This window comes from Protofrankia coriariae (genome assembly GCF_001017755.1).
Classification (GTDB): domain Bacteria; phylum Actinomycetota; class Actinomycetes; order Frankiales; family Frankiaceae; genus Protofrankia; species Protofrankia coriariae.
The window spans coordinates 84,489-93,250 of the sequence record NZ_JWIO01000002.1; the positions used below are offsets into that span (position 1 = coordinate 84,489).

Annotated in this window: 7 protein-coding genes and 1 pseudogene; 5 read left to right on the plus strand and 3 right to left on the minus strand. The window is 71.2% G+C overall.

The genetic code is table 11. The features are described 5' to 3' along the window. The coding region (locus tag FrCorBMG51_RS24540) for a protein kinase (RefSeq protein WP_162233156.1) at nt 1-328 on the minus strand (328 nt) is incomplete at its 3' end. Between the two features lie 292 nt (nt 329-620). On the opposite strand from FrCorBMG51_RS24540, the gene FrCorBMG51_RS01440 reads away from it, so the two are divergent. After that, a complete protein-coding gene (locus FrCorBMG51_RS01440; protein ID WP_157180349.1) occupies nt 621-1,334 on the plus strand; it encodes a Crp/Fnr family transcriptional regulator in 714 nt (237 codons plus the stop codon). 218 nt (nt 1,335-1,552) lie between these two features. Here FrCorBMG51_RS01440 and FrCorBMG51_RS01445 read toward each other — a convergent pair whose 3' ends face one another. Next, a complete protein-coding gene (locus FrCorBMG51_RS01445; RefSeq protein ID WP_047221347.1) occupies nt 1,553-2,320 on the minus strand; it encodes an IclR family transcriptional regulator in 768 nt (255 codons plus the stop codon). A gap of 145 nt (nt 2,321-2,465) precedes the next feature. Between FrCorBMG51_RS01445 and leuC the strand changes: the two are divergent. The 3 genes and pseudogenes from leuC (at nt 2,466) to FrCorBMG51_RS01460 (ending at nt 5,088) form a co-directional block, all read left to right on the plus strand. Then, nucleotides 2,466-3,856 (plus strand): annotated as a pseudogene (gene leuC, locus FrCorBMG51_RS01450) (3-isopropylmalate dehydratase large subunit). A 111-nt stretch (nt 3,857-3,967) separates the two neighbouring features. After that, on the plus strand, nt 3,968-4,585 hold the full coding sequence (gene leuD / locus FrCorBMG51_RS01455; RefSeq protein WP_047221348.1) for a 3-isopropylmalate dehydratase small subunit: 618 nt from the start codon (nt 3,968-3,970) through the stop codon (nt 4,583-4,585). A gap of 206 nt (nt 4,586-4,791) precedes the next feature. Then, nucleotides 4,792-5,088, plus strand: a complete 297-nt coding sequence (locus FrCorBMG51_RS01460; RefSeq protein ID WP_013874863.1) for an HU family DNA-binding protein — start codon at nt 4,792-4,794, stop codon at nt 5,086-5,088. A gap of 231 nt (nt 5,089-5,319) precedes the next feature. On the opposite strand, the gene FrCorBMG51_RS01465 is transcribed toward FrCorBMG51_RS01460, so the two are convergent. After that, nucleotides 5,320-7,533 (minus strand): RNA degradosome polyphosphate kinase, encoded by a 2,214-nt coding sequence (locus FrCorBMG51_RS01465; protein ID WP_047221349.1) that lies wholly within the window; start codon nt 7,531-7,533, stop codon nt 5,320-5,322. A gap of 324 nt (nt 7,534-7,857) precedes the next feature. Here FrCorBMG51_RS01465 and FrCorBMG51_RS01470 point away from each other — a divergent pair, with 324 nt between their 5' ends. After that, nucleotides 7,858-8,730, plus strand: a complete 873-nt coding sequence (locus FrCorBMG51_RS01470) for a transglutaminase family protein (RefSeq protein ID WP_338052668.1) — start codon at nt 7,858-7,860, stop codon at nt 8,728-8,730. Nucleotides 8,731-8,762 lie beyond the last annotated feature (32 nt).

The following is an 8,762-nucleotide window of genomic DNA, read 5'->3' on the forward strand; positions in this document are numbered from 1 at the left end:
CGGGCGGGAGCCGGCCGTGCGCGCGCAGGTAGCCGCGCAGGTCTGTCCCGTCCACGAGGTCCATCACGATCGCGAGGGTGCTGCCCTCGGCGACGATGTCGCGGACCTTCACCAGGTGCGGGTCGTCGAAGGCCAGCAGGACCCGGCGCTCGCGCAGGAAGCGGTCGACGATCTCCGGGTCGTCGGACACCTCGGGCCGCAGGATCTTGACCGCTACCAGCCCGTGGTCGCCGGTACCGTCGTCGACCCGTTCGCCCCGCCAGACCTCGCCGCTGGCACCCCTCCCGAGCGGCTGGTGCAGAACGTAGCGGGAACCCAGCCTGCGCATCGCCGGTGCTCCCCCCTGTGCGCGCATCAGCCGTGGTACATCCGGCCGGGATGCCCGGCCGGGACACCCGGCCAGACACCGTGGTGCAGGCCCGGTGACCAGGACCTTATGACGGAAACGCCACTAGCGGGCAGGAGATGCTCGCGTAGTCCGTCGATCATTGCGGAAAGTGTGAGAATCATGGCGGTACGGTGTCGCGGCGCTGTACCGGTGGCAGCCTCCGTTTTTGTACCCGAGCAAAAAGGTACTCTGCGCCACCAGCTCTGTGACAGAAGGAAACACGTGACCGCAGGTGACACGGACGGGCGTGGGCATGCTCGGCGGTGAACGCGAACACGCCCAGATGAGCCCGCGGGACCGGCTCGCGCTCGAGGCGCTCGGGACGGTCCGACACTACGGGCAGGGCGACGTCCTGTTGCGGGAGGGCGACCGGGCCGACCTGGTGATGATCGTGCGGACCGGGCGCGTGAAGGTCGTGACCGTCGCCGAGAGCGGGTACGAGACCCTGCTCGCCCACCGCGGCCCCGGTGATCTCATCGGTGAGATGGCGGTCATCGACGGCGGGACCCGGTCGGCGTCGGTCGTGGCGGTGGAGTCCGCGCAGGTGGTCGTCGTGTCCGCCGAGGCGTTCCGGACGTTCGTGGCCACCCATCCCCAGGTCGTACGGGCCCTGGTCAGCTCGATCACCCGGCGGCTGCGGGAATCCGACCGGCGCCGGTCGGAACTGGGCGCGTACCCGACCGGCATCCGCCTCGCCCGGCACCTGCTCGAGCTCGCGCACCGGCACGGGGACAGGCAGCCGGACGGCAGTATCGCGATCACGCTGCGCGTGACACAGCGTGACCTTGCTGCCGCCATCGGATCGTCCCGGGAGTCCGTCGGCCGGGACCTGCGGACCTTCCGGTCGGACGGGCTGATCGCGAACAGGGGACGGACGCTCGTCGTCCTGAACGTTGCCGCGCTGCGAGCGTTCGCTTATGGCGAAAGCACGGGCCGCCAAATGTGACAGATGACGTCGTCGGTCCACCTGCTGCCCACTACGACAGGTATGGGCGGGAACGCCTTCGTCCGAGGCGCTCACGAGCTGCCCACGAGGCGTGGACGTTCTCACCCCCGGTGACCCGACGAGGCCGGGTCACCGCCGGCCGCGCCAGGTTGGGCGGAGCCAGCCCGCGGCGGGTACAGGGGGTCCGCCNCCACCGGTGGGACCGGCCGCTCAGCCGCTCAGCCGCTCAGCCGCTCAGCCGCGGCGGCGACGGCGGCCCCGTGACGCTGGCCGGGGGAGCGGGTGAGCCGTTCGACCGGGCCGGACAGGGACAGCGCCGCGACGACCCGACCGGTGGCGTCGCGTACCGGGGCCGACACCGACGCGAGCCCGGCCTCCCGCTCGCCGACGCTCTCGGCCCAGCCCCGCCGCCGCACCCGTTCCAGGGTGGATGCTCCGAAGACCGCGCCCGCCGGCGGTTCCGCAGCCCCCGCCGGCGCGCCCTCGGCCCTGCCCACGGCCCCGGTCGTGGGCAGGGCGCGGGCGTCCCGGCCCGGGAACGGGTCCGCGCCGAAGGCGAGCAGGACCTGCGCTCCGGAGCCGGCGGTCATCGGCAGCATGGTCCCGACCGGGACGGTGTCGCGCAGGCCGCTGGCCCGCTCGGCGGCGGCCACGCACACCCGCACGTCCCCGCGCCGTACGTAGAGCTGGGTGCTCTCCCCGGTGGCGTCCCGCAGGTGCGCGAGTACCGGCGCGGCGGCGGCCAGCAGGGCCCACGGCAGCGGTGCCGCGCCGCCGGCGGCCAGCCGTGGGCCGGGCACGAACCGGCCGCTGGGGTCGCGTCCGACCAGCCGGTGCACCTCGAGGGCGACGGCCAGGCGGTGGGCGGTCGCCCGGGTCAGCCCGGTGCGGGCGACCAGGTCGCCCAGGGAGGCGGGGGAGGTTTCCACCGCGGTCAGCACAAGGGCCGCCTTGTCCAGCACACCGACTCCGCTAAGCTGTTCCACACATTGATACTGCCATCCCAAATAATGAGATGCACGGGGGTGTACGAGGTTTCGGATGGCCCGGGTCAGTGATCCGCACCGCATGTTCGTCACCCCGCCCGGCGCTGCCGGACGGGCCCGAGAAAGCCACCTGAAGGAGTGGGCCATGGGGCGCACACTCGCGAGGAAGGTCTGGGACGCCCACGTCGTCCGGCGTGCCGACAACGAACCCGACCTGCTCTACATCGACCTGCATCTCGTCCACGAGGTGACCAGCCCGCAGGCGTTCGAGGCGCTGCGGCTGGCCGGCCGNGCCGCCCGGACCTGACCATCGCCACCGAGGACCACAACGTCCCGACCGCCGACACGCTGCTGCCGATCGCCGACCCGGTCTCGGCGGCCCAGGTCGAGGCCCTGCGCAAGAACTGCGCCGACTTCGGCGTCCGGCTGCACCCCATGAACGACCCCGGGCAGGGCATCGTCCACGTCGTGGGCCCGCAGTTGGGCCTGACCCAGCCGGGCATGACGATCGTCTGCGGTGACAGCCACACCTCCACCCACGGCGCGTTCGGCGCGCTCGCCTTCGGTATCGGCACCAGCCAGGTCGAGCACGTGCTGGCCACCCAGACGCTGCCGCAGCGCCCGCCCAAGACCATGGCCGTCACCGTGGACGGGGCGCTGCCGGCCGGCGTGACCGCCAAGGACCTGATCCTCGCGATCATCGCCCGGATCGGTACCGGCGGCGGCCAGGGCCACGTGATCGAATACCGGGGTGAGGCCGTCCGGGCGCTGTCCATGGAAGGCCGGATGACGGTCTGCAACATGTCCATCGAGGCGGGCGCCCGCGCCGGCATGATCGCTCCGGACGAGGTGACCTTCGCCCACCTGCGGGGACGCCCGCACGCCCCGGCCGGGGCCGCCTGGGACGAGGCGGTGGCCTACTGGCGCACCCTCGCCACCGACGACGACGCCACCTTCGACCGCGAGGTCGTCATCGACGCCGCCGAGCTCAGCCCGTTCGTCACCTGGGGTACCAACCCGGGGCAGGGCGCGCCGCTGGCCGCCCGGGTCCCCGACCCGGCCGACTACGCCGATCCCGCGCTGCGGGCCTCGGTCGAGCGGGCCCTGGCCTACATGGCGCTCACCCCGGGCACGCCGCTGCGTGACGTCGCCGTGGACACGGTGTTCATCGGCTCCTGCACCAACGGGCGCATCGAGGACCTGCGGGCCGCCGCCGAGGTCCTGCGCGGGCGGCGGGTCGCCGACGGGGTGCGCGTACTGGTCGTCCCGGGTTCGATGGTGGTGAAGGCCGATGCCGAGGCGGAAGGGCTCGACGAGGTCTTCCGCGCCGCCGGGGCGCAGTGGCGCAGCGCGGGCTGCTCGATGTGCCTCGGGATGAACCCGGACACCCTGCGCCCGGGGGAGCGCAGCGCGTCCACGTCCAACCGCAACTTCGAGGGACGCCAGGGGCCCGGCGGTCGTACTCACCTGGTGTCGCCGGCCGTCGCCGCGGCCACCGCCGTCACCGGGCGGCTGACCGCCCCGGCGGACCTCTGACCCCGCGGCCGGCCATCCCGGCCGGTCCTCGTGACCGGCAGCCCGGCCGGCCCCCNGGCAGCCCGGCCGGCCCCCGCGACACCTCACACCGACGAAGGGAGCGCACCCGCGATGGAGGCGTTCACCACCCACACCGGCCGGGCGGTGCCGCTGCGGCGCAGCGACGTCGACACCGACCAGATCATCCCCAGCGAGTGGCTGAAGCGGATCGAACGCACCGGCTTCGGTGCCGGGCTGTTCTCCGAGTGGCGGGCCGACCCCGCGTTCGTGCTGAACAACCCCGTCCACGCCGGTGCCACGATCCTGCTTGCCGGCCCGGACTTCGGTACCGGCTCGTCTCGTGAGCACGCTGTGTGGGCGCTACAGGACTACGGGTTCAAGGCGGTGATCTCCGCCAGGTTTGCCGACATCTTCCGTGGTAACGCTCTCGGTAACGGGCTGTTGGCCGTCGCCCTGCCCGCCGCGACGGTCGAGGCGCTGACCAGCCAGGTCGAGGCCGACCCCACCATCGAGATCACCGTCGATCTGGGCGCTCGCGAGGTGCGCGCGCCCGGGCTCGTCGCGGCCTTCGACATCGACGACTTCACCCGCTGGCGGCTGCTGGAGGGCCTCGACGACGTGGGCCTGACACTGCGCCACCAGGACGCCGTCACCGCCTTCGAGGCTACCCGGCCCGGCTGGCTGCCCACCACCGTACCGGTCCCGGCAGGAGTCAGCGAAAAACATTGAATGTTACGAAACGTAGTCCATCGGAGGATCGCCGGCATCCTCCCGATGGCATCGGATGATCTAGAAGGGCCGCTGACGTGCATGTTTGTGTCGCGCGACACGCGCACGGGAATTGCCCTAACCGGTGGACATGCCTACGGTGCAGCGCAGTGTGATGCCCGATCTGCTCCCTACCCCGCGCCCGCGGGGGGCGTCCGGAGGTTGTTGTGAACAAGTCCCAGTTGGTTGATCGAATCGCTCAGCAGATCGAGGGCGGGCGGTCGAACGCGACCAAGGCCGTCGATGCCGTCTTCGACGCGATTCAGGAGGCCGTCTCCGCCGGTGAGAAGGTGACCATCACGGGGTTCGGTGTCTTCGAGCGCGTCGAGCGGGCGGCTCGTACCGGTCGTAACCCCGCGACGGGTGAGCCGGTGCACGTCGCCGCCTCGGTCGTGCCGAAGTTCCGGCCCGGTTCGGAGTTCAAGGCCAGCGTCTCCGCCAGCGAGGATCCGCAGGACAACTGAGCACCAGGACCACCGGCCTCGGAGGTCCCGCGAAGTTGGCTCGGCACCACCGAAGGCTGTGTGATCATGGAGTGATTGCGCAGCCGGAGGCTGGGAAAGTCGACACCACCGAAGGCTGTGTGATCATGGAGTGATTGCGCAGCCGGAGGCTGGGAAAGTCGACAGAGCCTCCGGTCGTGCGGTCATTCTGTGATCGCGCGGCCGGAGGCTCCGGCGGGTTGTCCGCCGTGGTCAGGCGTGCGCCGCTCGCCGGGGCGGCACGCCCATCAGGTCGTTCTGGTAGTCCGACAGGGGCTGCCCGTCCGGGTCGGTGGCCCGGCGGTACCAGGTCCCGTCCGGCCGCAGAATCCAGGCTGCCACGCTGTCGGAGAAGGCGTGGTCGAGCATGGCCTTCAGCGGCCCCTGCTGGGACGGCTGCGCGACCCGTACCAGCGCCTCTATCCGGCGGTCGAGGTTGCGGTGCATCATGTCCGCGCTGCCGATCCAGCACTCCTGGATCGCGGTGAACTCCAGCACCCGGCTGTGCTCCAGGAAACGGCCCAGGATCGAGCGGACGTGCACCGTCTCCGACAGGCCCGGAACGCCCGGGCGCAGCGCGCAGATCCCACGGACGAGGCACTGGACGGGCACGCCCTCACGGGAGGCTCGGTACAGCGCGTCGATGACCTCTTCGTCGACGAGGCTGTTCACCTTGATCCGGACGCCGGACGGGTGGCCCCGGCGCGCCGCCTCGGTCTCCTGCTCGATGCGTTCGATGATCCCGTTCCGCATGAGCTGGGGGGCGACCAGTAGCGAGCGGTACTCGGTCTGGCGGCTGTACCCGGTCAGGACGTTGAACAGGTCGGTGAGGTCGGCGCCGATGTCGGGGTCGGCGGTGAGCAGGCCGAGGTCCTCGTACAGGCGGGCGGTCTTCGGGTTGTAGTTGCCCGTCCCGATGTGGCAGTAGCGCCGCAGCCCGCCGCGTTCCTGGCGGACCACCAGGCATGTCTTGCAGTGGGTCTTCAGCCCGATCAGCCCGTACACGACATGGCAGCCGGCCCGCTCCAGCTCACGGGCCCAGCGGATGTTCGCGGTCTCGTCGAACCTGGCCTTGATCTCGACCAGGACGACGACCTGCTTGCCGGCCTCGGCCGCGGAGATCAGCGCGTCCACGATGGGGGAGTCGCCCGAGGTCCGGTACAGGGTCTGTTTGATGGCCAGTACCTGCGGGTCGGCGGCGGCCTGCTCGATGAAGCGCTGCACCGAGGTGGTGAACGAGTCGTAGGGGTGGTGGACGAGCACGTCGCCCTCGCGCAGCGCCGCGAAGAAGTCGACCTGCTCGTCGGAGGACACCAGCCGTGGGTGGGTCCGCCGCACGTGCGGCCGGTCCTTGAGCTTCGGGCGGTCGAGTTCGTACAGCGCCCACAGCACCGACAGGTCGAGCAGCCCGCGGACCCGGACCACCTCGCGATGGGTGACCTCAAGTTCGCGCATCAGCAGGTCGAGCAGGTTGTCGTCGACGTCGTCACCGACCTCGAGGCGGACGGCCGGGCCGAACCGCCGGCGGGCCAGTTCGCGTTCGAGGGCCTGGAGGAGGTCCTCGGCCTCGTCCTCCTCGACCTCCAGGTCGGCGTTGCGGGTCACCCGGAACAGGTGGGAGTCCACCACCTCCATGCCGGGGAAGAGCTGCGAGAGGTGAGCGGAGATGACTTCTTCCAGCGGGATGAAGCAGACCTCGTGGTCGTCGTCGCCCAGGTCGTGCGCGAGGTGGTGGCCGCCCACGCCCGCCGGGAGCTCCGGGGCGACCCGGATCAGCCGGGGCACGTTCTGCGGGACCTTCACGCGGGCGAACCGGTCGCCATCCCCGCCGGGGTCACGTACAGTGACTGCAAGGTTGAGGGAGAGTCCGCTGATGTAGGGGAAGGGATGCGCCGGGTCGACCGCGAGCGGGGTGAGGACGGGGAAGATCTGCTGGTGGAAGTAGTGGTGCAGTCGGTCCTTCTGCCCGTCGGTCAGGTCGTTCCACAACTGGATGGTGATGCCCGCCTCGGCCAGAGCGGGGATGACGGCGTCGGTGAAGCACCGGGAGTGACGCTCGCCGAGATCGGCCGCGGTACGGCTGATGAGGTCGAGCTGTTCACGCGCGGTGAGGCCGTCGGCGGAGAGCACCGCGAGCCGGGTCGCCTCCCGGCGCATCAGGCCCGCGACCCTGACCATGTAGAACTCGTCGAGGTTGCTGGCGAAGATTGCCAGGAACTTGGCGCGTTCAAGCAGCGGGACGCTCTCGTCCTCGGCGAGTGCCAGCACTCGCGCGTTGAAGTCCAGCCAGGACTTCTCCCGGTTGATGAACCGATCATTTGGAAGATCTGACGGTACCGGCGGCCGGGGTGCTTCCAGCGGTTCGAGCAGGGCGCTTCGCGGTTTGCGCTGCGGTTGCTCAGATCGGTTCACCACCAGCTCTGTCATGCCCTCGATGGTGCCAGTTCGTTGGGAACGAGGCAGCCGTGTGGGGCGATTAGGACCGGCGCAACTCGCCTGGGATGACGCCTGGACGAACGCAATGTGTAACGCTCATGAAATGCGTTCGGGTGAATATCGCAGCGTGGGGGAAACATCCTGTGGCTCGGGGCCGGCGGACGCCGGAGCGTGGCGGTGACGACCGGGGCGGTACCGGCGCAGCCGGTGCGTGCGCAACAGCTGGCACAGGCAGCTTTGTTGCGCACAGTGCCGGACGATATGCTTTCCGCTAGTGAAATGGACGTCGATCCGGCGGACTCGGCGGTCGTGTCAGTGACTTATCGTGTTCGGCAGCGGTTCGGTTACACCTATGACGGTCCGGCCTGGCAGCTGGCGCACCGCCTGGTCGTCGTCCCCCCGCGCCGGCACGGTGACCAGACGGTGTGCGCGTACCACCTCGCCGTGTCCGACCCGACGGCCACCGTTACCTGGGAGCGCACGGTCGACGGCTCCCAGGCCGCGCTGGTGCGGCTGGACACCGTGCCACGGCGGCTCGACTTCGACGCCACGGTCGTCCTCACCCGCACCGCCGGGGCCGGGCCGCCGACGCTGCCGGCGTCCGCGCTGACCGGCCGCAGGCTGCTCACACCCACCCCGCTGACGGCGCCCGACGCCACCATGATCGCGGCAGCTCGGGCGCTGGCCGTCCCCGACCCGCTCGAGACCGCGTTGCGGTGCTGCGCCTGGGTGCACCGCAGGATCGGGTACGCGGGCGGGAGCACCGACGTGACGACCACGGCCGCGCAGGCCCTCGCCGGGGGGCGCGGGGTCTGCCAGGACCACGCGCACGTCATGCTGGCGCTGTGCCGGGCCGCGGGCGTGCCGGCACGGTACGTCTCCGGCCACATGATCGGTGAGAGCGCCTCACACGCCTGGGTCGAAGTGATCGTCCCCGCGGCCACGGGGACGATCGGCGGCGGGGCGTGCGCGGTCGCGCTCGACCCCTGTCACGACCGGCTGGTGGACCGGCGGTACGTGACCGTGGCCACCGGCCGGGACTACACCGAGGTGGCACCCACGTCCGGCTCCTATCGCGGGCCGGGCCGCGGCACCCTCACCACACGCCAGCGGGTGGACGTCATAGGAGTGGACCTCGTCGGGACGGGCACCGGCACCGCCGGGCCCGGGCCCGCGGCCATGGTCTGATCCCCGCCGCGAGCCGCGGCAGGGCCGGCTGC